The organism is Paenirhodobacter sp., from assembly GCF_047600745.1.
GTDB lineage: Bacteria > Pseudomonadota > Alphaproteobacteria > Rhodobacterales > Rhodobacteraceae > Rhodobacter.
Genome location: NZ_JASGKI010000006.1, coordinates 310,083 through 332,782, shown reverse-complemented (window position 1 = coordinate 332,782; position 22,700 = coordinate 310,083). Strand labels below are relative to the sequence as shown.

At 66.3% G+C, this 22,700-nt stretch carries 34 protein-coding genes and 8 pseudogenes; 20 read left to right on the top strand and 22 right to left on the bottom strand.

The window, feature by feature from the left end:
* The first annotated feature begins 4 nt into the window (after positions 1 to 4).
* The 8 genes and pseudogenes from QM789_RS20905 to QM789_RS20870 all read left to right on the top strand — a co-directional run.
* Positions 5 to 349: a hypothetical protein gene (locus QM789_RS20905; protein ID WP_420353753.1), complete on the top strand. Its 345-nt coding sequence runs from the start codon at positions 5 to 7 to the stop codon at positions 347 to 349.
* Positions 350 to 498: 149 nt separating this feature from the next.
* Positions 499 to 1,110: an NAD(P)H:quinone oxidoreductase gene (wrbA, locus tag QM789_RS20900; protein WP_420353752.1), complete on the top strand. Its 612-nt coding sequence runs from the start codon at positions 499 to 501 to the stop codon at positions 1,108 to 1,110.
* A gap of 252 nt (positions 1,111 to 1,362) precedes the next feature.
* The gene (locus tag QM789_RS20895) at positions 1,363 to 1,749 is read left to right on the top strand and encodes a cytochrome b (RefSeq protein WP_420353751.1); all 387 of its coding nucleotides are present in this window, start codon (positions 1,363 to 1,365) and stop codon (positions 1,747 to 1,749) included.
* Between the two features lie 28 nt (positions 1,750 to 1,777).
* Positions 1,778 to 2,419, top strand: coding sequence for a glutathione transferase GstA (gene gstA, locus QM789_RS20890; RefSeq protein WP_420353750.1), 642 nt, complete (start codon positions 1,778 to 1,780; stop codon positions 2,417 to 2,419).
* Positions 2,420 to 2,493: 74 nt separating this feature from the next.
* Positions 2,494 to 2,865 carry an aldo/keto reductase gene (locus QM789_RS20885; protein ID WP_420353749.1) on the top strand — a complete coding sequence of 124 codons (372 nt, stop codon included), beginning with the start codon at positions 2,494 to 2,496 and terminating at the stop codon, positions 2,863 to 2,865.
* Positions 2,862 to 3,359 carry an aldo/keto reductase gene (locus tag QM789_RS20880; RefSeq protein WP_420353748.1) on the top strand — a complete coding sequence of 166 codons (498 nt, stop codon included), beginning with the start codon at positions 2,862 to 2,864 and terminating at the stop codon, positions 3,357 to 3,359. The genes QM789_RS20885 and QM789_RS20880 overlap by 4 nt, the downstream gene beginning before the upstream one ends.
* A gap of 533 nt (positions 3,360 to 3,892) precedes the next feature.
* Positions 3,893 to 4,153: a transposase gene (locus tag QM789_RS20875; protein ID WP_420353747.1), complete on the top strand. Its 261-nt coding sequence runs from the start codon at positions 3,893 to 3,895 to the stop codon at positions 4,151 to 4,153.
* 164 nt (positions 4,154 to 4,317) lie between these two features.
* A pseudogene (locus QM789_RS20870) lies at positions 4,318 to 4,851 on the top strand (IS66 family transposase); the annotation flags it as partial.
* 471 nt (positions 4,852 to 5,322) lie between these two features.
* On the opposite strand, the gene QM789_RS20865 reads toward QM789_RS20870, so the two are convergent.
* Genes QM789_RS20865 through QM789_RS20855 form a run of 3 tightly spaced genes read right to left on the bottom strand, consistent with a single transcriptional unit; the run spans position 5,323 to position 6,069 of the window.
* The gene (locus tag QM789_RS20865; RefSeq protein WP_420353746.1) at positions 5,323 to 5,601 is read right to left on the bottom strand and encodes an SH3 domain-containing protein; all 279 of its coding nucleotides are present in this window, start codon (positions 5,599 to 5,601) and stop codon (positions 5,323 to 5,325) included.
* A gap of 27 nt (positions 5,602 to 5,628) precedes the next feature.
* Positions 5,629 to 5,886, bottom strand: a complete 258-nt coding sequence (locus tag QM789_RS20860) for a hypothetical protein (protein ID WP_420353745.1) — start codon at positions 5,884 to 5,886, stop codon at positions 5,629 to 5,631.
* Between the two features lie 18 nt (positions 5,887 to 5,904).
* Entirely contained in the window at positions 5,905 to 6,069 is a 165-nt protein-coding gene (locus QM789_RS20855; protein ID WP_420353744.1) for a hypothetical protein, read from the bottom strand.
* Positions 6,070 to 6,395: 326 nt separating this feature from the next.
* On the opposite strand from QM789_RS20855, the gene QM789_RS20850 reads away from it, so the two are divergent.
* Positions 6,396 to 7,301 carry an alpha/beta fold hydrolase gene (locus QM789_RS20850; protein ID WP_420353743.1) on the top strand — a complete coding sequence of 302 codons (906 nt, stop codon included), beginning with the start codon at positions 6,396 to 6,398 and terminating at the stop codon, positions 7,299 to 7,301.
* A gap of 58 nt (positions 7,302 to 7,359) precedes the next feature.
* Positions 7,360 to 8,274, top strand: a complete 915-nt coding sequence (locus QM789_RS20845; RefSeq protein ID WP_420353742.1) for an alpha/beta fold hydrolase — start codon at positions 7,360 to 7,362, stop codon at positions 8,272 to 8,274.
* A gap of 490 nt (positions 8,275 to 8,764) precedes the next feature.
* Here the strand turns inward: QM789_RS20845 and QM789_RS20840 are convergent, their stop codons facing one another.
* Entirely contained in the window at positions 8,765 to 8,851 is an 87-nt protein-coding gene (locus QM789_RS20840; RefSeq protein ID WP_420353971.1) for a hypothetical protein, read from the bottom strand.
* Positions 8,852 to 9,247: 396 nt separating this feature from the next.
* Here QM789_RS20840 and QM789_RS20835 point away from each other — a divergent pair, with 396 nt between their 5' ends.
* Together QM789_RS20835 and QM789_RS20830 are read left to right on the top strand one after the other, a co-directional pair.
* The gene (locus tag QM789_RS20835; protein ID WP_420353741.1) at positions 9,248 to 9,730 is read left to right on the top strand and encodes a serine hydrolase; all 483 of its coding nucleotides are present in this window, start codon (positions 9,248 to 9,250) and stop codon (positions 9,728 to 9,730) included.
* 277 nt (positions 9,731 to 10,007) lie between these two features.
* Complete coding sequence (locus tag QM789_RS20830; protein ID WP_420353740.1) at positions 10,008 to 10,187, top strand: hypothetical protein; 180 nt, start codon at positions 10,008 to 10,010, stop codon at positions 10,185 to 10,187.
* 103 nt (positions 10,188 to 10,290) lie between these two features.
* On the opposite strand, the gene QM789_RS20825 is transcribed toward QM789_RS20830, so the two are convergent.
* From QM789_RS20825 to QM789_RS20780, 10 genes and pseudogenes are all read right to left on the bottom strand, one after another.
* The gene (locus QM789_RS20825) at positions 10,291 to 10,449 is read right to left on the bottom strand and encodes a hypothetical protein (RefSeq protein WP_420353739.1); all 159 of its coding nucleotides are present in this window, start codon (positions 10,447 to 10,449) and stop codon (positions 10,291 to 10,293) included.
* A complete protein-coding gene (locus QM789_RS20820; protein ID WP_420353970.1) occupies positions 10,392 to 10,577 on the bottom strand; it encodes a hypothetical protein in 186 nt (61 codons plus the stop codon). Before QM789_RS20820 ends, QM789_RS20825 begins: the two co-directional genes overlap by 58 nt.
* A pseudogene (locus tag QM789_RS20815) lies at positions 10,513 to 11,072 on the bottom strand (lipocalin-like domain-containing protein). Before QM789_RS20815 ends, QM789_RS20820 begins: the two are co-directional and overlap by 65 nt.
* A gap of 221 nt (positions 11,073 to 11,293) precedes the next feature.
* Positions 11,294 to 11,506 (bottom strand): annotated as a pseudogene (locus tag QM789_RS20810) (hypothetical protein); the annotation flags it as partial.
* 210 nt (positions 11,507 to 11,716) lie between these two features.
* Complete coding sequence (locus QM789_RS20805) at positions 11,717 to 11,863, bottom strand: hypothetical protein (protein ID WP_420353738.1); 147 nt, start codon at positions 11,861 to 11,863, stop codon at positions 11,717 to 11,719.
* A 170-nt stretch (positions 11,864 to 12,033) separates the two neighbouring features.
* Positions 12,034 to 12,417, bottom strand: a complete 384-nt coding sequence (locus tag QM789_RS20800) for a hypothetical protein (protein WP_420353737.1) — start codon at positions 12,415 to 12,417, stop codon at positions 12,034 to 12,036.
* 110 nt (positions 12,418 to 12,527) lie between these two features.
* The gene (locus QM789_RS20795) at positions 12,528 to 12,659 is read right to left on the bottom strand and encodes a hypothetical protein (RefSeq protein ID WP_420353736.1); all 132 of its coding nucleotides are present in this window, start codon (positions 12,657 to 12,659) and stop codon (positions 12,528 to 12,530) included.
* Between the two features lie 654 nt (positions 12,660 to 13,313).
* Positions 13,314 to 13,638: pseudogene (locus tag QM789_RS20790) on the bottom strand (ATP-binding cassette domain-containing protein); the annotation flags it as partial.
* Between the two features lie 316 nt (positions 13,639 to 13,954).
* A complete protein-coding gene (locus QM789_RS20785; RefSeq protein ID WP_420353735.1) occupies positions 13,955 to 14,374 on the bottom strand; it encodes a M24 family metallopeptidase in 420 nt (139 codons plus the stop codon).
* 280 nt (positions 14,375 to 14,654) lie between these two features.
* Positions 14,655 to 15,269, bottom strand: coding sequence for a TetR/AcrR family transcriptional regulator (locus tag QM789_RS20780; RefSeq protein WP_420353734.1), 615 nt, complete (start codon positions 15,267 to 15,269; stop codon positions 14,655 to 14,657).
* 303 nt (positions 15,270 to 15,572) lie between these two features.
* Here QM789_RS20780 and QM789_RS20775 point away from each other — a divergent pair, with 303 nt between their 5' ends.
* From QM789_RS20775 to QM789_RS20760, 4 genes and pseudogenes are all read left to right on the top strand, one after another.
* Positions 15,573 to 15,743: a hypothetical protein gene (locus tag QM789_RS20775; protein ID WP_420353733.1), complete on the top strand. Its 171-nt coding sequence runs from the start codon at positions 15,573 to 15,575 to the stop codon at positions 15,741 to 15,743.
* Positions 15,744 to 15,854: 111 nt separating this feature from the next.
* Complete coding sequence (locus QM789_RS20770; protein ID WP_420353732.1) at positions 15,855 to 16,421, top strand: DUF2239 family protein; 567 nt, start codon at positions 15,855 to 15,857, stop codon at positions 16,419 to 16,421.
* Positions 16,369 to 16,737 (top strand): annotated as a pseudogene (locus tag QM789_RS20765) (hypothetical protein); the annotation flags it as partial. The gene QM789_RS20770 and the pseudogene QM789_RS20765, both read left to right, overlap by 53 nt.
* Before the next feature lie 51 nt (positions 16,738 to 16,788).
* Positions 16,789 to 17,427 carry a zinc-binding dehydrogenase gene (locus tag QM789_RS20760; protein ID WP_420353969.1) on the top strand — a complete coding sequence of 213 codons (639 nt, stop codon included), beginning with the start codon at positions 16,789 to 16,791 and terminating at the stop codon, positions 17,425 to 17,427.
* Positions 17,428 to 17,653: 226 nt separating this feature from the next.
* Here the strand turns inward: QM789_RS20760 and QM789_RS20755 are convergent, their stop codons facing one another.
* The 4 genes from QM789_RS20755 to QM789_RS20740 form a co-directional block, all read right to left on the bottom strand.
* Positions 17,654 to 17,983 (bottom strand): hypothetical protein, encoded by a 330-nt coding sequence (locus QM789_RS20755; RefSeq protein ID WP_420353731.1) that lies wholly within the window; start codon positions 17,981 to 17,983, stop codon positions 17,654 to 17,656.
* Positions 17,984 to 18,043: 60 nt separating this feature from the next.
* Complete coding sequence (locus QM789_RS20750) at positions 18,044 to 18,259, bottom strand: hypothetical protein (RefSeq protein WP_420353730.1); 216 nt, start codon at positions 18,257 to 18,259, stop codon at positions 18,044 to 18,046.
* 53 nt (positions 18,260 to 18,312) lie between these two features.
* Complete coding sequence (locus QM789_RS20745; RefSeq protein ID WP_420353356.1) at positions 18,313 to 18,438, bottom strand: hypothetical protein; 126 nt, start codon at positions 18,436 to 18,438, stop codon at positions 18,313 to 18,315.
* A gap of 167 nt (positions 18,439 to 18,605) precedes the next feature.
* Positions 18,606 to 19,178, bottom strand: coding sequence for an SRPBCC family protein (locus QM789_RS20740; RefSeq protein WP_420353355.1), 573 nt, complete (start codon positions 19,176 to 19,178; stop codon positions 18,606 to 18,608).
* Between the two features lie 124 nt (positions 19,179 to 19,302).
* Here QM789_RS20740 and QM789_RS20735 point away from each other — a divergent pair, with 124 nt between their 5' ends.
* Entirely contained in the window at positions 19,303 to 19,629 is a 327-nt protein-coding gene (locus QM789_RS20735) for a hypothetical protein (RefSeq protein ID WP_420353354.1), read from the top strand.
* On the opposite strand, the gene QM789_RS20730 is transcribed toward QM789_RS20735, so the two are convergent.
* Positions 19,596 to 19,970, bottom strand: coding sequence for a hypothetical protein (locus tag QM789_RS20730; protein WP_420353353.1), 375 nt, complete (start codon positions 19,968 to 19,970; stop codon positions 19,596 to 19,598). The two genes, QM789_RS20735 and QM789_RS20730, sit on opposite strands and share 34 nt — an antisense overlap.
* 131 nt (positions 19,971 to 20,101) lie before the next feature.
* Here QM789_RS20730 and QM789_RS20725 point away from each other — a divergent pair.
* Positions 20,102 to 20,258: pseudogene (locus QM789_RS20725) on the top strand (transposase); the annotation flags it as partial.
* A 14-nt stretch (positions 20,259 to 20,272) separates the two neighbouring features.
* On the opposite strand, the pseudogene QM789_RS20720 reads toward QM789_RS20725, so the two are convergent.
* Positions 20,273 to 20,753 (bottom strand): annotated as a pseudogene (locus tag QM789_RS20720) (IS66 family transposase); the annotation flags it as partial.
* 1 nt (position 20,754) lies between these two features.
* Here QM789_RS20720 and QM789_RS20715 point away from each other — a divergent pair.
* Together QM789_RS20715 and QM789_RS20710 are read left to right on the top strand one after the other, a co-directional pair.
* Positions 20,755 to 20,910 carry a hypothetical protein gene (locus QM789_RS20715; RefSeq protein WP_420353729.1) on the top strand — a complete coding sequence of 52 codons (156 nt, stop codon included), beginning with the start codon at positions 20,755 to 20,757 and terminating at the stop codon, positions 20,908 to 20,910.
* A gap of 24 nt (positions 20,911 to 20,934) precedes the next feature.
* Complete coding sequence (locus QM789_RS20710) at positions 20,935 to 21,174, top strand: helix-turn-helix domain-containing protein (RefSeq protein WP_420353728.1); 240 nt, start codon at positions 20,935 to 20,937, stop codon at positions 21,172 to 21,174.
* A gap of 46 nt (positions 21,175 to 21,220) precedes the next feature.
* On the opposite strand, the pseudogene QM789_RS20705 reads toward QM789_RS20710, so the two are convergent.
* A pseudogene (locus QM789_RS20705) lies at positions 21,221 to 21,427 on the bottom strand (DUF899 family protein); the annotation flags it as partial.
* A gap of 12 nt (positions 21,428 to 21,439) precedes the next feature.
* Positions 21,440 to 21,802, bottom strand: a complete 363-nt coding sequence (locus tag QM789_RS20700) for a DUF899 family protein (protein WP_420353968.1) — start codon at positions 21,800 to 21,802, stop codon at positions 21,440 to 21,442.
* Between the last annotated feature and the right edge of the window lie 898 nt (positions 21,803 to 22,700).

Below are 22,700 nucleotides of genomic sequence, written 5' to 3'. Positions count from 1 at the left end.
CAATATGAAGACGTTTCTGAGCATCGGCCATGAGACGGCCTTGCAGTTCGCCAGGCAGGGTTTTCATGCCGTCCTGTCCGCGCGCAACCTGGAGAATGTCGCGAAGCTGGTGGAGGATCGCGGGCTTTCCGCCGAAGCGCAGCGCGTGGACGTGACCGATGCCCTGGCCGCCTTCGTGGGTTCCGTCGAAGACCGGCACGGGGGCTGCATTACAACGCGGCCAACCTGCGCAACGCCACCCTTGATCAGCAGGCACGCGGCAGCATCGCGACCAATATCGGCGGTGCGTTGGTCGCCGTTCAGGCGGCGGGTGCATTCGTCGCGCGTGGCGATGGAACCATCCTGCTGACGGGCGGCGGTCCGGAAACTCCATTCCCAACCGCACGGCCAATGGGCGGCGGAAACCGTCTACGAGCCGAAGGGCTGACAGGGCCCAACGAACGCCTCCCGATCACGGGTGCCGCGCTTCGTCGATGAGCGCAGAAAGAGAAGATGATCATGACCCGAATCCTTGTCCTTTACTATTCCAGCTATGGCCATATCCACGCCATGGCGCAGGCCGTGGCCGAGGGCGCGCGTTCCGAAGGCGCCGAAGTCGCCCTCAAACGCGTCCCCGAACTGGTGCCGGAAGAAGTCGCGAAGCAATCGGGCTATCGCACCGATTTCGACACCCCCATCGCCGAGGTCGAGGAGCTGGCCGATTACGACGGTATCGTCTTCGGCACCCCTGTGCGCTTCGGCAACATGGCGGCGCAGATGAAGCAGTTCCTGGACCGCGCGGGCGGGCTGTGGTTTCAGGACAGGCTGGTGGGCAAGGTGGGGTCGGTCTTCACCTCCTCCTCGACCCAGCATGGCGGGCAGGAAGCCACGATCCTGTCCTTCCACCTGCCGCTTTTGCATTTCGGCATGGTCGTGGCCGGGCTGCCCTACAGCTTCAAGGGCCAGACGGAAACCGGCCGCATCACCGGCGGCAGCCCCTACGGAGCCTCGACGCTGGCCGGTCCCGACGGCGCGCCCGCCGAGGGCGATCTGGCCGGTGCCCGCTTTCAGGGCGCGCATGTGGCAAAGATCGCGCGCGGGCTGAAGGCGGTCGCCTTCGGCAATTGCTGATGCGGCCCGCGCCCCTCGGATCGTCGAAACAATCCACGCGCCGCCAGTCCCGGTGGCATCCCGAGAAGGAGATGATGTGATGCCAGACCAAGCCAACCTGCCTTTGCGCGACACATCCCGACGCTATGGCCGGATCACCCGCCTGCTGCATTGAAGCATGGCGGCGCTGATCCTGTGGGAACTTCTGGGCATGGGGTTGATGCGTCTGTTGGGGCGAGAGTCGATCGCCGCCACCATCGCCAGCCCATCGGCGTGACGCTGTTCGTGCTGATCGTCCTGCGGCTCATCTGGGCCGTCGCCAATCGCAGGCAGCGCCCGGCCCACGGCGCGGGCCTGCAAGGGCTGGCCGCACGGCTGGGGCATCTGGCGCTTTATCTGCTGATGCTGGTCGTGCCGGGCGTGGCTCTGCTGCGGGCATGGGGCTCGGAACGCGCCTTTGCGCTCTTCAGCGTCGCGATCTTCCCGGCCCGCGCCGAGGCTGTCGAATGGACCGTCGCCCTGGCCGGGGCACTGCATGGCGAACTGAGCTGGGTGATGGCGGTGCTGATCCTGGGCCATGTGGTCATGGTCGGGCTGCACCAGGCGATGTGGCGCGACGGCACCCTGTCGCGCATGGCCGGCCCGCCCCGGAAGGCGTGAACGAACAATCACGAAAGGAAACCCCAAGATGAAACTCTATTACGCCCCCGGAAGCTGCTCGCTCTCGCCCCATATCGCGTTGCGCGAGGCGGGGCTGACCTTCGACCTGATCCGCGTCGATACCCGGACCCATACCTTCGGCGACGGCCAGGACTATTACGCGGTCAACGAACTGGGCTATGTCCCCGTCCTGCAACTCGACAGCGGCGAGGTGTTCCGCGAAGGCGCGGTGCTGGTCCAGTATATCGCCGATCAGGCGCCCGCGACCGGCCTGGCCCCGGCGAACGGCACGCTGGAGCGCTATCGCTTGCAGGAATGGCTGACCTTCCTGAGCAGCGAGATCCACAAGGGCTTCATCCCCCTGTTCTACGGCGCCGCCGCCGAGGGGTATTTCGACATCGCCAGATCCAAGCTGCTTGAGCGTTTCCAATGGATCGACACGCAGCTTGCCGGCCGGGATTTCCTGATGGGCGAGCGGTTCACCATCGCCGACTGCTACCTGTTCGCGCTGATCGGATGGGCCAAGGCGGACTGGATGACCTCGGTCTTCCGGCTTGATCTCGACCTGACCGGGCTTGACAACCTGGCCGCATGGCACAGGCGCGTCATGGCCCGCCCGGCGGTGCAGGCGGCGTTGCAGGCCGAGGGGCTGCAAGCCGAGCCCGCCTGACGCAAAGGGGGCCGGATTGACCGGCCTCCGCGATCCGCAACGCTCCCGAAAGGGAATACGAGAGGAATTCGACGATGCGCACACCCGTTCAGCTTGGCGGACCTGCCGTTTCTCCCATCGGTTACGGCTGCATGGCCCTGACCGGCATCTATGGCGGCGGGCTGACCGATGACGACGCCCGCGAGCAAGTGTACAAGGCCATCGACGCCGGGATCACCCTGCTCGACACCGCCGATGTCTATGGCGATCCCCGCCCCGGGCACGAAGGCCCTGCGGGCACCAACGAGGAAATGCTGGCCCCGCTGCTGGCCGAACGGCGCGACGACGTGCATCTCTCCACCAAGTTCGGTATCACCGGCGAACAGGTGGACCCCGAGACCGGCAGGATCGAGGCAGGCCGGACTATGTGCACGAGGCTTCGCTGCGGCGCCTGGGCGTCGAGGTGATCGACCTCTACTATCTGCACCGGCCCGACCTGACCGTGCTGATCGAGGAGACCGTCGGCGCCATGGCCGAGCTTGTCGCGCAAGGCAGGGTGCGCCACCTGGGCCCGTCCGAGGTGACCGTGGACGAATTGCGCCGCGCGCACGCAACCCACCCGATCTCGGCCCTGCAATCGGAATGGAGCCTGTGGTCGCGCGATGTCGAGGCAAGGATCATCCCCGCCTGCGCCGCGCTTGGCATCGGCTTCGTCCCCTACAGCCCGCTTGGGCGCGGCTTCCTGACCGGTACGCTGACCAAGGAGGCCGCCGCCGGCATCCGTGGCGCCACCGAGCGCATGGGCGTGGGCTGGGACGCGAACGCGCGCTGGTCGCCTCGGTGGCGGGGGAACTGGGCGCCAGCAATTCGCAGGTGGCGCAGGCCGGGCTGTTCGCCAAGGGCGCGCACTACGGGGTGGCGACCGTGCCCCTCCCCGGCTCGCGCCGCGCATCGCGTATGATGGGAACCTCGGCGCGGCGGGTCTTGTGCTGTCCGACGAACAGATGGACCGCCTCGACACGGTTGCGCGCCTCGTCACCGGCACCCGCAACCTCTATGCCGACAACCCCGACTGGACCACCGAAAGCCGGGAATGACGTTGAAGGCGCAGGCACGATCCACCCGGCCTGGCCCCGGCACGATTGGCACTTGGGATAGGAGATTCATCATGGTTTAGCGTGCTCTGGTGTGGGTTCCACCCCCGCGCGCGCGGCCACCGAGACCAGCACTCGCTAGAAATTCTTGTATAGAAAGAGATAATCGCCTTTTCGACTACTTTCTATGGGCGCGAAAATCACTATCGGCCACCGGAAAAGCGATGGCCGGTCTCTCCTCGTTGCCCCTACCCTTCCCGCTCAATCTGTCAATGCCAAGCAGGACTGCCGACTCGAACGTTACCCGCCTGGTTTCTGGTTGGCCCGGGCCAGAATATCGGTATCGTTCCGGTGAGGGCCGTCTGATCGTCTTGGGTCAGATCAACTATTGAGGGTCCTTATGGACGCTCGCAAGGACATATCGCGGGTTCAGGTTCTTTCGGTCTCGGACACGGGCCGTCGTCGACGCTGGACCTTGGAAGAGAAGACGCGGATCGTTGAGGAAAGCTGTCTGCCCGGGATATCCGGCAGTGAGGTGGCGCGCCGCCATGGCATCTCCCGTTCGCAGATGTATGAATGGCGCTATCGCCTCGGACAGCTTCTCGAAACCAGCTGCGCCAGTTTTCTCTGCCCTGTTGTCGGTCGCCGTGGCGGAGGATGAGATGGATCGCTCGACATTCTCGATCTCCACGCCGACTCGCGGAACCGGCCTTCTGCCTGAGTTCGTCATCGAATTGGGCGCGGGAAGGCGCATGCGCTTTTCGCGCGGAGCCGATGTGACCAGCATCCTCCAACTGATCGGAGGGTTGGAGGGCAAGGCGTGCCCTGGTCGCCGCCAGGAGCGAACTGAGCCAGGTTCAGGCAATCGTCTCGGCCTCCGAAGACATGATCCGACACCTGCGGCTCCAGATCGCCAAACTCCGGCGTGAGCAGTATGACCACAGCGCCGAACGTCATGCCCGGCTGATTGAGCAACTCGAGATGCAGCTTGAGGACATCGAGACGGACCTTGAACAGGATCGTGCAGAGGCGCGCCATGGCTCATCGTTTCATCCGACGCCTCGGGGCTGGGCAGGCCCCAATCTGCTGGCCATGGTGCTGTTCGAGATCGAGCCATGGGAACGCCACTGGTTCGAGAGACCATGGCGAGGCGGTCAGCATCAACCGCTGAACCGGCAGGCCGATCGTTACGCGAAGAAGGGCGTCGAGATCAGCCTTTCCACCTTGGCCGACCGGGTCGGCGCCTGCGCCGTCGGCCTGAAGCCGATCCACGATCTGATCCGCGCGCATGTCCTCAGCGCTGAACGACTGCATACGGACGACACCACCACGCCGCTTCTGGCCAAGGGGGCACGCAGACCGCCCGCCTTTATCGGGATCAGCGACGGCGCCACCACGATGCAATCGTACCCCAACTCGGCAAGCTGACGATAAAGGTCATAGCCGCAAGGGCTCGTCTCATGGCAAAAATGCAGCTGCGCCCCCGAATTCGCTAGCTTCTCAACCAGTTTGCGGGCCTGATCCGGACGATGAGGCACCGTCCCCGTGGCGGACCTCGCCACCCCGTTTGCCATGCGCGACCGCGACCGGGATCGTCGCCGTGGACCTCCAGCCCGATGAAACTGCGATCCTGAATCTGATCTCTCCCCCCATTCCTGAGGCTCGGCGCCAGCCAATCCAGCGCAGCCCTCGAACGGAGAATGCCGCGGGAGAGGCCACCGACCCAGTTAGCGCATTCCGCGATCATGGGGTCTAAGCGGCAAGCCTCGGAAATGCTGCCCTGTAGCGCGATCCGGACCGACTGCCCGCTCTGGGCCGAGAATGTTGCCGTCAGCGATGCGCCAGATAGTCCGCCGAAACGTAACCCGAGATAGCAGGCCTGTCGGTGAGCGAGACCTTGCACCAGACCTTGCCACCATTCGTGACGCAGTTCTGGCGGGTGAGGCGCGTTCCGTCGGGCAGGCCGATGATGATGTCGTGATCGAGGCCGGGGCCCTTGCGAAGCTTCAGGAGATCGTCTGGCCCGACGCCCTTGACCACGGCACCGGAACCGACTGCGCAACCGGCGACGACCATGAGAGCGAGAAGGGTGGCAAGATGAGTGCGCATGATTTCGACCTGAACGTTTCGCCACTACTACGACACCATCACGCCAAATGACAGCAGGCGGGTGCCTGACGCTCCCGACCTTGCCAATATATGGTGCCACCGCGCCCCGGCCGTGTCCCTTTCACGCCCGGCCATCCCGTCAATGACATGAACGTCGGAGAAATCCCCGGTCTTCGTGATCGGCACCCGTCCGGCATGAAGATCCTCCCGTATGGTGTTACGGACGCAGATCATCGCCATTCCCTTGGCAAGGGCGGTGGCCCGTTCCTCGTTCATGCGCTTCATCGGCCCCTCCCCTCCGCTTCATAGCCCCGGCAGGCCGAGGCTGAGCTGTTCCACCCCGCCATCCTCGCCCTGCGGCTCCAGCGAGGATAGCCTGACGCCGAGCAGCCGTATGCCCTTTTCGACCTGGAACAGCGGCGTCAGCAGCACCGAAGCAATCGCCGCAAGCTCGCCGACGTCCCGCACGCCCCTTCGATGGTCCTGCTGCGGATCTGCTGGAAACCGGCATGCTTCACCTTCAGCGTCTCGGTGCGACCGGTCAATTCCTTTGCCGCAACGGCACCACACCGGGGCGGCGGGTCGGTATCGCTCCCCGACGGTCCGGCAGGCCATCGCTATGATGGTCACCGGATTGCTTCTGCCAAGCGCGATCGCTGAAGACCAAGCGGTCGCCGCCTTCCACGCCGCGCCGTCGCGTTTCAGGTCCAGCCCGCAAAGCAGCCATGGCGCTTCAATTGGCGGCCGCGCCGCGATATGTCGGGGCCGGGTAGAGTGAATGGCGGGGCATGCAGATGAACGGGCCTGATGCGGCACCCCCGCGAGACTGTCGATGGGACGTGGACGGGTTGCAGCTTGCCGGGCTGGCTTGGGGGCACGAGGGCGGCATTCCCGTGCTGGCGCTGCATGGCTGGATGGATCATGCCGCCAGCTTTCAGGAGCTGGCGCCCCGGCTTGCCGGATGCCATGTCGTCGCGCTGGACCTCAGCGGTCAGGGGCAGAGCGGCCATCGTTCGCCGCATGCCACCTACAATATCTGGGACGACCTGCCCCAGATCGCCGGAGTCCTGGATCGGCTGGGGTGGAAGGATTGCGTCCTTATGGGCCATTCCCGGGGCGCCAATATCGCGACCCTCTTCGCCGCAGTGCAGCCTGAAAGGGCGCGCGCGCTGGTTGCGCTCGATTGGCTGGTGCCCGAACCCGTGCCCGATGAAAGCGTCGTTTCGACCCTGCGCGCCTTTATCGAGGAGACCCGCAGGCACAAGACCGGCGCACCCAGGATCTTTGCCTCGAAAGGCGATTACATCGAGCGCCGCCGGTCCCAGGGCAATTCGCGGCAAACCTCGGAGGCCCTGGCCGACCGCGCGCTGATCGAGATGCCCGACGGCTTCCGGATGCGGGGCGATCCGCGGCATTTCGCCAGTTCCGCCGTCAAGCTGACGCAGGGACAGGTGGAAGCCGTGCTGCGCGCGATCCGATGTCCCGTGCTGAACCTGTGGGCCGAAGATGGCGTCAGGAGCCGCAGGCCGAAGGCGATGGAACTGGCACGGCTCGGCGCAAGGCTGACCCCGGACTACGAACTGGCCGAGTTTCCGGGAGACCACCATTTCCACCTCGAACCCCGTATCGCCGCACAGATCGCGGGCGCGATACTGGCGTTCCTGGCCAGGAACGGTCCTGATCCGGGCACGGCGTCTTGAAAGGCGCCTCGTTTTGCCGTCGAATGCTGTCGGGAGACAGGCAGGATGGAGCACGCCGATGAAGGAGGCTTTGTTCCGTGACCGTGCCGCCATCCGGCAGCCAGGTGTTGTCGGTATCCTGGCGGTGCTGATGGCGGGCATGGTTCATGCCGAAGTGCTGCCCGTGCCGTCCCAGGCCGATTGGGATGGCGCGCGCCAGACCGTCACGCTGCCGTCGGGCCAGACCATCGGCTATGTCGAGATGGGCAATGCCGAGGGCGATCCGCTGATCCTGATCCACGGCTATACCGACAACAGCCGAAGCTGGTCGCTTCTGGCACCGGAACTGGCCGGCCGTCACATCCTTGCCGTGGACCTGCGCGGGCACGGTCCTTCTTCCGCCCCCGATTGCTGCTACACGATCATGGATTTCAGCCATGACCTCGACGGCTTCATGGCGGAAAAGGGCATCGAGAAGGCGGATATCGTCGGCCATTCGCTCGGCTCGATGACGGCGGCAGTCTTTGCGGCGCGCCACCCCGAAAAGGTCGGCAAGCTTGTCCTGATCAGCAGCGCGGCCAGCCTGCCACAGGCGGCCAGCGACTGGCTGTGGGACAATGTTCCGCAACTGCCCGAGGATCTGGATCCAGGCAGCGCCTTCATGACGGACTGGTACTGGAACCCGAACCCGGTTTCGCCGGATTTCCTCGACCGGGAGCGGGCGGAGAGCGCGGCCACGCCGAGACAGGTCTGGACCGGTGTGCTGGAGGGGCTGACCATGACCGACTGGACGCCCTATGCCGCGCGGATCGAGGCGCCCATGCTGATTCTGTGGGGCGATCAGGACGGGCTGTTCGACGCGGCCACGCAGGATCATCTCAGGACGATCCTGCCCGAAGCCCGGCACGAGACCTTTGCCGGATATGGCCACAACATGTTCTGGGAGGCGCCGCAGGCCGTCGGCGCCATGCTGGAAACCTTCCTGTCGGAATAACGGTTCGCTGGCGTTTGGGAACGCTTGCCCAACCGGAGCTTTCGTCCAGCCTGCGCAGCACCATCACCAAGTCGCTGACGCTGAAGTCCCCGCCGAGCCAGCGAGAAAGCTGGCGCAGCCGTCGGACCGGACATGGTTGACTGCGTTACTCGATGTCCTCGCAGCCCGCCATGCGCCATTCCCGGACGGCGCCTTGCCCGGTGGTTTCGGGACTGGCGTGTCAGCCAATAGTCGCCCGCAGTCAGTTCGGCTTCCAATGGCCGGGCCAGCCCTTCGCCCGTCAGATCGACGCGGTTGTCGTTGGTGTGGGTGCGCAGGTCGAGAGAGGGGTGGCGCCGCTGGAAATCCGCAATGCGCGGGATCAGCCATTCAGTGGCAAAGCCGTTGACGATGCCCGGGTTGATCGTCTCGTGGCCGGCGGAAAAGCGGTCCAGAGTCCCGGACATCTCATCGAAGATCGGGGTCAGGGCCAGCATGATCCCCTCTTCGGTCAGCACCAGCCCGCGCGGGACGCGGCGGAACAGCGTGACCGCTCCTTCAGCCCCCGGATCTGGTGGCTCAGCGCCGCCTGCGTCACGCAAAGCTCGATGGCGGCGCGGGTCAGGTTCAGATGGCGCGAGGGGCGTTCAGAGAAGTTGCGGGCGAAATTAGATTCTCATGACAGAAGTGAAATATGATCGTTTGTGCCGAGATGCCCCTTCGGCCTGACAGGGCATATGGCGGCCGCAGCAAGGCGGTGCCGATATGAGCAGAGCGGAAACATGAATATGAATTATGGAGGCGCGGGCCTTGGCCTGATCGCAGCGGGGCTTGCCATGCCGGCCTCGGGATGAGCGAGGCCGAGTTTCAGCAGATCGCGGCCGGGATCCTTGCCCCGTCATCGCCGAGCATGACATTCCCGGCCTCGCCGTCAGCGTGACCTGACAGGGACAGGACTATGCCTATACTGCGGGCATGGCCGACCGCAGGTGCTGTGCCCGTTACGGCCGAAACGCTCGTCGAACTGGGTTCGATCCGCAAGACCTTCAACGTGGTGCTGGCCGCGCTGGCGGCGAAACAGGGTCACCTGTCGCTGGCCGATCCGGTCGCGGTGCATCTCCCGGAGTTGAAAGGCAGCGCGATCGGCTTGGTGTCGCTGATGGACCTTGCCACCCATCAGACCGGCGGCCTGCCCCTGCGAGGGCCGAATGCGGCAGGTGACGAAGGCAAGCTGATGCGCTGGCTGGGGGAGTGGCAACCCGTGCCGGGCCAGGGCGAGCGGTCCTATTCGGATGTCAGCATCGGTTTTCTGGGCCGCATTACCGCGCGCGCCTTCGGCGAAACCTATCCGAGGCGCTGCAAGCCCATGTCCTGTAACCGCTGGGGCTGGAAAGCACCCATGTCGATGTGCCGGAGGCAAAAATGCCGCGCTATGCCTCGGGCTATTCGCGCCGGGACGACAGCGCCATCCGGGTGAATCCCGGCATGCTGGACGACGAGGCTATGGCCTGAAGTCGAACCCGTACGACATGCTGCGCTTCCTGCGGGTCAACCTGGCTGATACGGATGTCCCGCCAGATCTGCGCAGGCCGTGGCGCAGACCCATACAGGCCAGACGGGGACGCGGCGCTTCCAGCAGGCGATGATCTGGGAACGCTATCCCTGGCCGGTTTCCCGCAACCAACTGCTGGCCGGAAATGCGGCCGAGATGGTCATGGCAAGCCAGCCCGCGGCCCGATAAATCGGACCATGCAGTGCTGTCAAGCAAGACCGGATCGACCAATGGCCTTGGCGGCTATGTCGTCTTTATCCCGGACGGGGACCTGGGCCTTGTCATCCCGGCCAATCGCAACATCCCCAATCCCGCCCGCGTGGAGGCCGGGCTGGACCTGACCGAAGCCGTTCTGGAGGCTGAACAGCGAAACCAGCCCTGACAGGGCGTTCGTGGCCTGCCGCCCACGGATCGTATCGAAGGAAGGGGATGCAAGTCGGAGCATGCAAAGCTCAGGCTGGCTTGGCCGACCTTCGAACGGAACCCTATCGCGCGGCCTCGTCATAGCCGGTCATCTCGTCCTGGATGGCTGCCCTCGGCGCGGATCGGGCCTTGGGCACCGATAGCGCGTTCCAGGCCTGCTCGTTCAGCGGATGCGTCGTGATGTCCAGACCCTTTGTGGGCAATTCGAGCCGCCATTCCACCCGCACCTCCCGGTCGGCGCCGTTGCGCTGCGCAGCGTGCCGGGCGGCTGAGGCTCGGGGCGTCTATCCGCGGCGATCCAGGTGGCGCTGACGTAATCCTCGGTCCCTCGCAGGCGGAAACCCATCAGCCGCGCACCGTCGTCGAAGGACAGGCTGAACCAGTCGCATCCCGACTGATCCCCGGCAAGCGGCTCGGAGCGTCCATTCGCGGTCCATCCAGTCTGTGCCGGTCACCGGGATGCGCTGGACGTCCAGCACCACCTCGCCCGAGGCTGCAAGGAAGGGCTGCGAATGGTATCGGCTGGCCTCACCGGCGGCGGACTTGACCGAATAGCCGTCCTCTCCCTGCGCGACGATCAGCCCGGTGGCGCGCAGCGAAAGGTCATAGGCGAAGCCCGTGCCTTGTGCGGCCATGCGGTTGGAAAACCGCCAGTCGTCGATCCAGCCCTCGAACGGGGTGGAGATGGCACCCGCCTGTCCGATGCCGCCGCGAGATGGCGCGTGCCGGTCGTCAGCGCCGCATGCCCTAGCCAGATCTGCGGGCTGGCCCAACCCTCGGCCTCATGGGGGGCAAGCGCGCTGCGGAACAATGTCCATTGCGCGCCGTATTCCGTGCCGTTCACGGCGGTGAGATTCGCGGTCACATACCACCACTCGATGCGGAAGCTCGTATGCGGGCCATGATCGGCGGGAAAGTCGAAGGGGCCGGGCTGGGCATCTCGAACCCTTCGGCCTCGGTCCCCAGTCCGGCGAAGCCCTGGCCGGGCGCAGGGCTTGCGACGAAGCTGGCCAGCCTGCGGACCGGCAACGCCGCCGCAAGCACTGCGGCAAGCAGCGACAAACCGGCCAGGCGCAGCCGGTCTGCGGGAAACAGCAGCATGGGCAGCCGCCAGCCGAAGGCCTCGACCTTGACCACCGCCAGCAGAACCCAGGCCAGCGCGAGCCCCAGCACGCAGATCATGGCGGCAAGCGCAAGCGTGCGCAGCAACTCGATCTGTGCAAGTCGGCGGCGGGTCAATCCCATCGCCCAGACCGGCGCGGCCTGCGACAGGCCCATCGCAGACAGCGCCAGAAGGCTGGCAAAGATCGCCAGCGCCGCGACACCCAGTGTCAGCACGTTCAACGCGGCGGTGATGGCGAATGTGCGCTCGAACACCGCGACCGAGGCGGCGCGGTCCTCGACTACCAGGCGCGGGAAGGCGGCGCGGATCTCGGTAATCAGCGCATGGCGCAGGATCGGCAGGGGATAGAGGGCACGGTGCCTCTCCTAGGACAGGATCACCTGTGACATCGGGTTGCCGTAATCGGGATGGATGCCGGCGATCATGCCCTGTTCTAGCCGGTCTCCGGGCTTGAGGTTCCGGCGCAGGGCAAGCTGTTCGTTGACGAAGACATCGCCCTCAGCAAGGCGCACAGCAGCGGCCAGGCCCGGTGGAACAGGGGATGGTCCACCATGCCCACGATATCCGTCCCCCCATCGGTGGTCCGGATCATCGGCAGCGCGACTGCGCGGGTTCCCAGCCATTCCAGCAGCCGGGCCGCGTCGGCCTCGACATAGGGGTCTGCGGTCGGCCGCTGGTCGATTTAGGCGGTGAAGGTCGCGCGGAAGCTGCCGACCATCGTGCCCACGCCGATATTGCTCGCCAGTGCCAGCAGCAGCACCATCAGCACCAGCGACAGGCCGGGCAGCTTGTCGGCCCAGAACCATTGCGCCACCGCCTCGCGTGCCAGCCGTTGCCCCAGATGCGTGAGGGCGGCGAACAGGACCGGCAGCAGCCATGCCCCGCCAGCACGCCGAAGCCGGCCCAGAGGCCCGGAACCGCCAGCAGCCCCGCCGCAAGACCCAGCAGAAAGGCCCCGGCCCCGTATCGCCCGCGCCGATTCGCGCGCCCATGCCCGGGGATGGGCCGGTGCCAGCGGGGGCAAGCGCCACAACCGCCACAGGCTCTGCCCGGCCGAAGCCAGCACCGCGATCGCCAGCCCCGACAGCCATCAGACCGGGCGCAAGGTCAGGATCGCCCCGATCTCGGCCCCTTAAAGCCCGCCGCCACGTCCGGCAGCAGCGCCCCCGCGACCAGCTAGCCCGGGACGACGCCCGCGTCACCCGCCAGCAGCGCGAAGACCAGAAGCCCGGTCAGCATCCGCGCCGAAACGCCGAGCGCCCGCAGGGTGCGGCGCTGCTCGAAGGCGAGGCCGATAGCGGAATGCACGATGAACAGCCCGACGCCGAAGGCGAGGTAACCGAAAGCGGCAAGGTTCAGATGAACGCTTCTCGGTCAGTTGCGACAGGTCGGTCGGCGATGGCTGGATCCGTGCGTAACCCTCGGGCGGGCTTCGGTCCTCGGTCAGGAGCAGATAGGAGATGTCCGGCCCCGGCATCGCGGCGACGCCGATACCCGTCAGGGCGATGCCCGGCGGCAGGTCGGCGATCCGCGCGCGGGGATCGTCCAGCGGGGCAGCCGACAGGATCACCCCGCCACTCAGGAAATCGGTCGTATCGGCGGCATCGGTTGCCACTTGGGTCTCGCCGGGGGCAGGGTTAGCGGCTCGATCCCGATCAGGCGCAGATGCTGGCCGCCGATCACCACCTCGCCCTTGATCACCGGGGAGACCGGCCAGCCGGTACGGCGTAATCGTCCGTCGTGATCCGATCCGCGACCAGCCGCGGCAGCCTGTCCTGCGACAGGGTTGCGGCGTCATAGCTGGCCCCGCCTCGGCATTGATCGCCTGCACGCCGGTCCAGAGCGCGGTGGCCAGCCCCAGAAGCAGAAGCGCCGCCTGCACCCGGTGCCGCGCCCAATGCGACAGCAGCCCCGCCATCGGCCCGGTCATGTCAGCCGCTCGCCGCGCAGATGCAGGCGCCGGTCCAGTCGCGCCGCCAGGCGCGCGTGAAAGGCCAGATTCGCCGTCACGTCGAGCGAAGGAACGAGGTTGACCTGCTGGAACACCGGCTCCACCGTGCTACGCCGCAGCGCTGCGGCCCATCGACTGGCCGGCGACCCCGATCCTGCCGGGATCAGGCAGGTCCAGCCCGGCGCACAGATGCAGAAGCGTGCTTTTCCCGCTGCCGGACTCGCCGGTCAGCGCCAGCGTCTCGCCCGCCGCCAGTGACAGGCCGACGCCGTTCAGGACCGCGCCCCGGCCCTTGGAACTGGCATAGCCCTTGCGGATGGCGGTCAGCGAAAGCATGCTGGCTCCTCGGCAAAAACTGGGCGGGGGCAAGCCATGGCCCTACGAAGAAGAAAGGTCAACCCGGCAGGGTGACGACGATGGCACCGCGATCCGTCGCGACGACCGTATGCTCATATTGCACGACCGGGGCGGAGGGCTTGCTGTAGAGCGTCCAGCCGTCATCGCCATAGACCGCCTGCCGATAGGAATGGCTCGACGGTCAGAACCAGCCCCTTGCCGATGCGGCGCTTCTCGGTGCGGCTGGGTCACGCCGTGGCTGGCCTGGTTGCGGATCAGCGTCTAGCCGCGCGTATCGGCAAAGCGTCTGATCGCCTTACCGATCCCGGCCAACGGCTTGTTGTGGCCCACCTGCGCCATGCCGATCGGCATGGCGCACCTGCTGTTGCGGCACAGTGGGGGCGGCACCGGGCCGACGCGATATGTCGCGCCGGTATCGGCGAAATAGTCGTTCTTCGTCGATATTGACCAGATCCCCCGCCACAATCACCCGGTCGCCGGGAATGCCATGGGCGATTTCCTCGTTCACGCGGATGCAGGCCGCGCCGGGCAAGTCGTAGGTGGATTGCCGCGCCGAGACGGCGCCCTTGCGGTCCAGAAATGCGCGGCCGATCTCGTCCAGCTCGCGGGTGGTCATGCCGGGGTTCATCGCTTTTGCCATCACCTGCATGGTGTTGGCGACGATCCGACCGATATGCTTCAGCCCCTCCAGTTCATCGTGATTGATGATCGTCATGCTTTCGGTTTCTTTCCGGGCAGGTTAGCGGCGCAGGCCGGAAATGTCCCGGGCGGCGGGCAGTAACGGGGAAAATATATGGCGGCTGCCGGAAGCCGTGGCTGCCCGGCTAGCAGGTCAGCCTTGGGCGTTCAGGCCGTCAGTTCGGCGACATGCGCGTTCAGAGCCGCGATCGCATCCTCGGCGAGACTTCCACCATCACCCCTATCTTGCCCTTAAGGGCCGCCGCCCCCGCTTCGGCTTCTGCACCGCTGCGACCGAAAGCGCCACGCTTCCCTTCTCAGCCGCCGCTTTGCGGGCATGTCAGGTAGGCCATGATCATCCTCCGGCACTGATCCGCCAGCCTCTCCGGCGGCAGACTGGCGGGATGTTGTTCCAGTGCCCGGTGCGCGGCATTCTCCAGCAGGACTTCCAGCATCACCGCCGCCTCGTCCGGATTGAGGTCGCCGGCCAGTTCGTCCGCATGGCGACGCAGCCGCGCCTCGATCAGCGCGGCGATCCGGGCGCTGAGCGTCTTGCTGTGGCCGATGCGCGGGGCGATTTCGATCAGAACCCTGTGCAGCCGCGGATCGTGCGGGTGGTTGCGGAAGGCAGTCGCGGCCAGGGCATCGACCGTTCGCGCCAGCGTGTCGCCCGGCGCCTCGTCGATGGCCTGGGCGAAGCGGGCGGCAAAGACCTCGCCGTAATGGTCGACCACCGCCGCCGCCAGGGCCTGCTTGTTCGGGTAATACTGGTAGAGCGAGCCGATGCTGACCCCGGCGCGCTGCGCCACCAGCGCGGTGGTCATCCGCTCGAACCCGGCCTGCACCAGAATCTGAACGGTTGCTTCGATGATTGCCCGACCCGTGGCCTGTGCCCGGCTTTGGCGCGGGATTTTCCGTGGTTTTACATCCATCTGCACCATCCTCCGGTCAGGGGCCGGGAATACAAAAACCGAGGAATTCATCACATATTACAGGACCACCGCAAGCAAGCCGCACCAGACGCGGCCAGCGAAGGGGAGACACGATGACCGGTATTGTTTCCGCCCTCGACCTGAACCGCTTCCACCTGCATCTTGGGGACGGGCCTCGCATACCCCCTGCCCCTGAATGCGGACGAGTGTCTGGCGGGTGGCAAAACGCTTGCCGTCCTTGCCGCTGAACGCCCCGAAGATGTTCACCCGGACCATTGGGAGACGTATCCCGGCGGCGACGAGTTGCTTATCCTCTGTTCCGGCAGGCTGGAACTGGACCTCAAGGACGCCGACGGCCTGCACACGATGGAACTGATGCCGAGAACCGGCCATGTCGTGCCTTCGGGCACCTGGCACCGACTTCGGCTTATGGAGCCATCAATGCTGATCGCGATCACCCATCGCGGCGGGTAGGTCTGCCCTGTGATCGACCAAGGCCGGTGCGTTGACGTTTATTTTACCCGGGTGATATTTATGTCCACATTTTGCCCGGGTATAAATATCTGCGAATCCAAGGAGACGGACATGACATCACCAAACTGGACCGCCTTCGCCGGGCATCTCTGCATTGCCGCGGGGTCGCAAGAGACCGTTGCGCGGGCCGTCAGCCGGGCAGGCAAGAACGGCGTGACCGGGATACTCATCTTCGATGACAGCACGGGCCGGCAGGTTGAACCGGACCTGCGGGGCAGTGAGGATGAGATCGTGGCCCGGCTTGCACCGTCGAACATTGCGGAAGCCGGGCGCGGGCGGCCAAAGCTGGGTGTGACCGCCCGCGAGGTCACATTGCTGCCACGGCATTGGGAATGGCTGGCGCAGCAGCCGGGTGGGGCCTCGGGCACGTTGCGGCGGCTGGTGGACGAGGCCCGCGCCTCTCCCGCGGCCCGCCGCAGGCAGGCGCAGATGGTGACGGACCGTTTCCTGTCGGTCGTGGCCGGCGACCTTCCCGGCTATGAAGAGGTCTCGCGGGCGCTTTACGCCGGGAACGGGCCGGGCTTCGAGGCGCTGATCGCGGGCTGGTCGCAGGACATCCGCACCCATGCCCTCCGCTTCGCCGCAGACGCGTTTGACCGGGATGCGGGCGATGGCTGACACCGTCAACCGACAGCTCGTGCTGGTCGCCCGGCCCAAGGGCGATGTCGGCCCCGAATGTTTCGCATTGCGCCGCGGCGAGATACCCGTGCCGAAGCCGGGTGAGGCCCTGGTGCGGGTGCGCTGGCTGGGGATTGATGCCACGCAGCGGACTTAGTTGAATGCGGATGGTCCCTATGCCTCGCCTGCACGGCTTGGGGCGGTCATGTCGGGAAGCGGCGTTGGCGAGGTCGTTGCCTCGGACGCCCCGCATTTGAAGGTGGGCGACTGGGTCGCCGGCCCGGTCGGCTGGCAGGACTATGCGATTGTCGGCGGCGAGGGGCTGTTCGGGCTCAACAAGGTGCCGGACGGGATCGAGCCCAGGGACATGCTGCACGTCTTCGGGGTGAACGGGCTGTCCGCCTATATCGGCTTGACCGGGATCGGACGGCCCCGCGCGGGCGAAACGGTCTTCGTGACCGGCGCGGCGGGGGGTGTCGGCTCCATCGCCTGTCAGATCGCGCGGCTGCTGGGATGCCGGGTCATCGGCTCGGCGGGCGGGGCGGCGAAATGCGCCTGGCTGCGGGATGTCGCGCGGCTCGACGCCTGCATCGACCATCGGCATGACGACATGCGGGCGCGGCTTGCGCAATATGCGCCAAAGGGCATCGACGTAGTGTTCGACAATACCGGCGGCCCGGCGCTGGAAGCCGCGCTGGACCATATCGCCATTGGCGCCCGCATCGTGCTGTGCGGCAGCATCGCCTCGGGTTACCGCGATGGCGATTATGGGCAGGGACCGCGCAACTACATGCAGCTTGCGTTCCGCAGGGCGCGCATGGAGGGGTTCATCTTCCTGGATCACGTCGAGACTTTCCCCGCCGCCTTCGCCTTCCTGTCGCGCTGGCGGGCCGCCGGGGAGATCCGCGTCGAGGAAACGATCAGCGATGGCCTTGAAACTGCCCCCGCCGCGCTTTCCGACCTGTTCCGGGGCGCAAATCTCGGCAAGCAGCTTGTGCGGCCGTGAGCGAGCGGTGCGAGGCAGGCCCGCAAGACCTATGCGGGCACATATGCCTGATCGCGTTCTTGCCGATCCGGTCGCTTGCGGTCAGGCGCAACCGGGGCCGTGGGCCGGCGAAGAAGGGCTTGCCGTGGCCAAGCACCACCGGGTGGAAATACAGCCGGTATTCGTAGATCAGCCCCATTCGGTCAGGCTGTGGGCCAGGTTCGGCCCGGCGACGTTGATCTCTCCGTTATGCTGTGCCTTCAACCCCCCGGATCGTCGCCTCGATCCCGTCCGAGATGAGCGCGGCATTGGGGCCGACCGATGCCAGCGAGCGTGAGACCACCCATTTCGGCGGCCGCCGCCAGGCTTCGGCGAAGTCGTGTTCCGCAGAGGTGCAGTCGGGGCGGTCCTCGTCCCAATAGCGCATCAACTCGCAGATGCGGCGGCCGTAGAGGCTACCGACCGGGACGCGCACCTGCTCGGTCCAGTGCCAGAACAACACCGGATCGGGTGCGAAGGCATCGTGATCGGCATAGCCGTCCAGCGACAGGTTCATTCCGAAGACGAATTTCGCCATGCTGCGAGGTCTCTCTTTCCGGTTGCTTCACCCTGCCATGATCCTGTCGTAAGCGCCCGCTTAACCCCGCGATACCTTGAGCACGGCCCGTTGCGCCTCGAAGGCGCGCCGATAGGCGGGGCGCGCCTGGCCGCGGACGATATAGGCTGAGAGGTTGGGATATTCCTCCAGTATGTCGCTGCCCTCTGGCCGCCGCAGCACCGTGACCATCAGCAGGTCGCCGACGATGAACGTGCCGTCGATCCTTTGCTGTCCGCCATGGCCTGCACGGCCCATCAGTTCGGCATGGGCGGCAGGATCACGGGGGAGCGGCGCGGGGCGTTCCGCCGTTACCTTCCTGGCCTGTCCTCGACGACCGGCCCCATCCTCCGGCCCGGCATCGCCGCTCCGGGCAGGTGCTCCAGCACCAGCGAGCGGTCGCCTGGAAGGATCAGCCGGTTCCAGACCAGAAGCATCTGGCGCTGATCGCGGGGAAGGTTCGCATCACCTTCCGCGCGTTCGCTTGTCGGCGCGGGTTTGCGCGATGTGTGGCACGGGGGCGCTGGCCTTGAAGAGGGTCGGATCGCCTTGTTCACAGGTCGGGATCTGTCCGCGGGGATGCGACGCCAGATGCGTGGGTGCTTCATCTCGGCGAAGCTGCGTAGGGCTGGCCGGGTTCTTCCAGCGCCCAGCGGACGCGCATGTCCCCGGCCCTGGTCGGGGGATTGCGCGAATGCGGTGATAGCGGAGGGGCATCGGCGGGCTCCTGCGCCTGGGACTTGATCTCCGGCTGAACCAGCTTCGCGAGCTTGTGCAGCGACTCCTGCCAGCCGAGATAGCAGGCGTCAGCGGGGATCAGGTCCGGCACGCCCTTCTGCTCGATGAAGAGCTCGGTGCCGACCGAGACCGGTTTCAGATCCACGGCGACCGTCATTTCGCCCGGCATATCGGGATCGTCGAAGCGGTCGGTATAGACGAGGCGCCGGCCCGGGATCAGTTCGAGGTAGCTGCCGCCGAAGGCATGGCTGTGGCCGGTGGTGAAGTTGCGAAACGACATCCGGTGCCGGCCGCCGACCTTTGCCTCCAGCTCGTGGACGGTGCAGAGAAAGCCCCAGGGCGGCAGCCAGCTTGCCACCGCGTCGGGCTCGATGAAGGCGCGGTAGAGTTTTTCGGGCGGGGCCGCGATGACGCGGTGCAGCCGGATCGTGCAGGGCATGGTTTCCTCCTTGATTACCTTGGATATTCCAGTTGCATGGCCACCACATCGGTGGTCCTTGCGCCGTAACGCGCGGCGATCGCAGCAAGGGTCCGGCCGAGGGCTTCGGCGGGCTATCGGGAAGGTGGGGGCGCGCCTCCCGTCCGTCCGCACCCCGGTGGTCGGGGATGATGTGGATGCCGTGCCGGGTCTCGACCGTGCCGCCTGGCTCGTCACCGTCGGGGGCCAGATCCGCGACCAGGCATCGGCCACCAGCGCCAGCGAGACATCATCCACGCCCGGCGCGCGGGCGATACCCGGTTCCTCATGGTTCCAGAAGGCCAGCCGGTTGGCAAGCACCATCGCCGCGAAAGGCCGGGTCAGCGCGAAGGCCAAGGATCACCACGCCCTTCCGGGCCTGGCCTTGCAGCCAGCCTGTCACCGCCGGTTCATGGCGGGGACGATCACATGATCGGCGCCCCGGGAATGCGCTGCGTCGAAGGCGGCGATGGTCATGTCGGGCTGCACGGTCAGCGCGGGAAACAGCCGCAGCGGGCCGGGGCCGGTGGCAAGCGACACCGCATCGGCGCGTTTCAGGAGCAGGTCATCGGTGGTCCCGGTCGCATCGTTGAGGCCGACGATGGCGAGGGGCGCTTCGGCTTCAGCGCTGCGAGCAGGGCGTCGGTCTCCGCCTGCGGCACCGGCGGGGCCAGCGCCACGGATGCGGGCGGCCAAACCCCGCCGCCGAGAGAGCGCCCAGCCCCAGGACGGCCCCGAGGCAACGCAGCGGTACAGGGCGGTCGGATCGCTCATGCCGGTTCCTCCTTCCCCGCGGTGGCCGTGTCGCGATGAGGCAAGCATAGCAAAGCGACCGGCTGGCAGGGAACTGGCCCCCATTTCGACCGGACACCCAGGCCAGAAGATGGAGGCCTGAGCATGTGCTTATGGCTAACGCAGAGATTCACCGACGGCGGCCGCCGTCGCCGCTGGAGGGTGGCGGAGAAGCTGCGGATCGTCGAGGAGACGCTGGAGGATCACGCCCGCATTTCGGTCGTCGCGCGGCGCAATGGCGTGGCGCCGAACCTGTCGTATCGTTGGCGTGGAGCGTCGCCCGTTCAGGTTCTGCAATTCCAGGGCATGAGTGCGTCGAGATTGGCGCCCGGCCATTGGTTTGCGATGCGGGTGAGGGTCTGGGTGAGCCAGGCGGTCGGATCGACGCTGTTCATCCGGCAGGTTTGCAGAAGGGGGGCGATGGTTGCCCATGTGCGGCCACCACCATCTGACCCGGCGAACAGGTTGTTCTTCCGTGTGATCGTCTGGGGTCTGATGGCGCGCTCGGCGATGTTCGAGTCCAGTTCGACCAGGCCATCGGTGAGGAAGCGCTCGAAGAACTCGCGGCGGGAGATGGCATAGCGCATGGCCTCGGCCAGCTTCGATTTGCCGGAGATGCGCGGCAGGGTCTGCTGCCAGAGCGTGAAAATCCCGGAGACGATGGGGGCCGATACGGTCTGGCGCGCCGCGGCACGGGCCTCTGCCCCCGACAGTCGCCTCCAGCTCCCAGAGGTCGGCCATCCGCCCAACCGTCGCGCTGGCGATGGTGACCCGCGACTTGGATGCGGGCATCGTGGCCGAGGTGGCGCAGCGGCTGGGGCCTTACGCACGCCGGCCGGGGAACCAGTCGCAGTTCAGCCCGGTGCTGTCGGCGCAGGCGCGGGCCGACAGTCCCTTCGCGGATCTGATCGGCTGGATCTAGGCCAACCCGCACGCGCCGCTGGACGTGCCGACCCTCGCCGCCCGCGCCGGGCGCAGCTTCCACCGCAAGTTCACCGCCGCCACCGGCCAGTTCGTCGAGACCCTGCGGCTGGACGCCGCCCGCATACTGCTGTCGCGCGGCCTGCCCTTGAAGCAGGCCGCCGTGCAGCTGGGTCTGCTCCCGACCACAAGGCTCCCGCGCCTGTTCCAGAAACGCTTCGGCATCTCGCCCGGAACTTACCGCGAAATGCACAGCGCCCAATAGCGCCCTTCACCATGCGCCACAAAACCCATCCCCCCGCTCCGCCCAGGCCCTTTGGAGGGAGGTCCAGCCAGTTGAACGCGCCCATCAGCAGTTCCACGCTGCGCTGGTCGGTGGAATAGCTGAGGAAGATATAGCCGTCCTCGCGCGCGAAGAGGCTGACGCCGTGCATGTCGGGGCTCTTCTCGATCACCGATCCGTAATTGTAGATCGCCCGGCCCGCGGCGCGGTCCTCGTCGGTGAAGGACACGCCGAAGTCGTAGTGAAATCACTGTTCTCCGACGACAGGCAGGGAAAGCGCCAGCCCATGCGCTGCGGACCTCTTCGATCTGCCGGATCGGCGCGCGCGAGATGGCGGCGAAGGCCAGGTCAGCCTGCGCGAAATGCCGCCGGGCGGCGTCGATATGATCGGCGACGAAGCGTAGCCCGAGCAGACATGCTCCGATCTCGGCGCCAGCATGAAGTGATAGACGGCGAGCTGGCTGTGGGTTCCGAACAGGTCGGCCAGCGTTACCTCGCCGTCGGGCCCCATGAAGCGATAGGGCTTGTCGATGCGGACCCAAGGCATCTGCCGCCGCTCGACACGCAGCGTGTCGAGTTGATGGGTCATGTCGCGTTCGCGGGCCTCCAGCCAGTCCTCGCGGGTGGGTCATGGTCGGTCATCGCCAGAGGAGGCTTCGGCTGCATATGCGCTCACTGATGGGCTTGTGGGGGTTCTGGCGGCGTTTTCCTGGCCTTCCTCCGTCTCGGCGGATCGCGGATATCCCGCATGAGGGCGGTAAGGCGCCTGGAGATTTTCTTTGCCGCCCGCCCCGTCAATATCGCCGCGAGGATCATATGCCTCAGCAGGCTATGCCGCCACCACAGCGACTTGCCATCCGCAGGTTTGGCGGGTCGTCTTTTCCGCGCGGGCCAAAGGCAAGGCTGCCCGAGGCCGATGATCCCGATGAAGCTCTGGCCGATCCTTCGCCGCAAAGTTCCTGTCCCGATACGCCTGAGACCGACCCGGTGCTCCGCACCAGCCGACAGAACCGCGACGTTCGAGACCAGCTTGCGGGGCAAGAAACGCTCGAATACGACGTATACTTCGACCCCATACAGGAAATCCACCGGCACCGGTGTGAGGCCGTGCGCTGATGGATATGACGCATGTTCCGGCGCCGGTTCAGGGAACGTGCCGATTGTACTCGGGGTTGCGCGGGGAGAACTGACCCGGGCCGACGGTCATGCCGGGCGGTATGCGGCACGCGACATGATCCACCGCCACTCCCCGGGCGTCTCGACGACCAGCGCCCGGCGCCGACACGGGGTCAGGGCTCCCCCGTTCACATGGTGGTCCGCGACGGCGAAAAGCGCCTTGTCGGGGATGTCGATTTCGGCGGAGCGGCGTAAAGGGCACGGGTCATTTCCGCGGTGCCCGATGGCGATCATGATCCCGCTGGCCGCCCGGCACCTCTGGCAATTTTCGTTCCGCAGGGCGCGGAATGGTCGCGGATCGCACGGTGAATGCCGGTTGAGCTACAGCAGCG